Raw genomic sequence first — 1,332 nt, 5'->3', positions numbered from 1 at the left:
ACGGCGCATCGGCGGTTCACGGTGTGGACCGAGGCGGGGGTGTGGCGTCGGTTGCATCGGGCGGTCCTGGATGAGCTGGGTGCGGCGGGTTTGGTCGACTGGTCGCGGGCGGTGGTCGACGGGGCGAGCGTGCGGGCGAAAAGGGGGGTGGCCTGACGGGTCCGAATCCGACCGACCGCGGTAAGCCCGGCTCGAAGCTGCACGTGCTGACCGATCGAGCGGGAATCCCTGTGGCCGTGGCGGTTTCGGGTGCCAACGTGCACGATTCGCAGGCGTTGAAGCCGTTGGTGAAAGCGATCCCGGCGGTGCGGTCGCGGCGAGGCCCGCGGCGGCGCCGACCGGACAAGCCGCACGGCGACAAGGCCTACGACCACGTGGAGCTGCGGCGGTGGCTGCGGCGGCGCGGGATCGCGGTGCGTATCGCCCGCAAGGGAATCGAGTCCACGCAGCGTCTGGGCCGTCACCGGTGGGTGGTCGAGAGGACGATCTCGTGGCTGACCGGATATCACCGGCTGGCGATCCGCTACGACCGCAAGGGAACTCACTTCCTGGGCTTCCTGACCCTCGCCGCAGCACTCACCGGCTTCAAGAAGCTGACCAAAGCCAGAGCAGCCATGTGAGACACCGTCTTAGACGCTGAATCGAACGAAGACCCAGCCGGAACCGAATGTTGTGCCAACCGCGTCGCCAATGCCGGTGGAATACATCGGCGAGAACAACTCGGCATAAACATCGGGACTGGCATCGGGCCGGTCATCGCAATGCGAATTCGCAGCCATCTGTAACGCCAGGAATCCGCAACCTATCAATGCGACGCCGAACAGCATCATGACGAAACCTCGTCGCTTCCTCGGATTTGGGGCCGCCTGCCTGTTTGCATCCCATACAGGTACCCCGAAAACGATGGTTAGGCCTTGTCAGGAACTGGAAACCGTTCAGGAGAAGCGACGACCCTCACCGACCTCGGAGTAGTCGCATCGCTCCGCGACGACGAGCAAGCCATCGATCTGCTCGCACAAGCTTCGGTCATTCACGACGAACTGCAGGACCTTATCGGAACAGCCAACGCTCTCGCCGATCTCGGGCGCGTCATAAGCGTAAGCGGCAACCACAAACAAGCGATTAGTCTCTTCCGAGAAGCTTTGATCATCTATCGCACGCTCGGCGCCACCCTCAGCGAGACCGATACTAGACCTTTGCCGTCCAACCGGTTGGCGTCTACGCCTTCCGACAAAGAGGGTTGTGTCCAGCAGGATGGTGTACGACCGGACGCCAGCGAAGTGGTGGCGTGTCGTAGCCGAGTAGAGGGTGGTCACCGCGTGATCCTTCAAA

2 protein-coding genes and 1 pseudogene are annotated in these 1,332 nt (G+C 63.0%); 2 read left to right on the top strand and 1 reads right to left on the bottom strand.

What is annotated here, in order from left to right; translation table 11 throughout:
* Positions 1-620, top strand: a pseudogene (locus tag ACWDSJ_RS37835) (IS5 family transposase); the annotation flags it as partial.
* Positions 621-629: 9 nt separating this feature from the next.
* On the opposite strand, the gene ACWDSJ_RS37830 reads toward ACWDSJ_RS37835, so the two are convergent.
* Entirely contained in the window at positions 630-830 is a 201-nt protein-coding gene (locus ACWDSJ_RS37830; protein ID WP_450037682.1) for a hypothetical protein, read from the bottom strand.
* Between the two features lie 84 nt (positions 831-914).
* Between ACWDSJ_RS37830 and ACWDSJ_RS37825 the strand changes: the two genes are divergently transcribed.
* Positions 915-1,332 (top strand): tetratricopeptide repeat protein (locus ACWDSJ_RS37825; RefSeq protein ID WP_450037680.1); only part of this gene is annotated, 418 nt, incomplete at its 3' end.

It is taken from the genome of Nocardia sp. NPDC003482 (genome assembly GCF_053588115.1).
The sequence above is the reverse complement of the archived record's forward strand: the minus strand, read 5'-3'. Positions and strand labels throughout refer to the sequence as shown.

Coding starts and splice junctions, on each gene's coding strand:
- ACWDSJ_RS37830 (WP_450037682.1), bottom strand. CDS start 830: ATGATGCTGTTCGGCGTCGCATTGATAGGTTGCGGATTCCTGGCGTTA.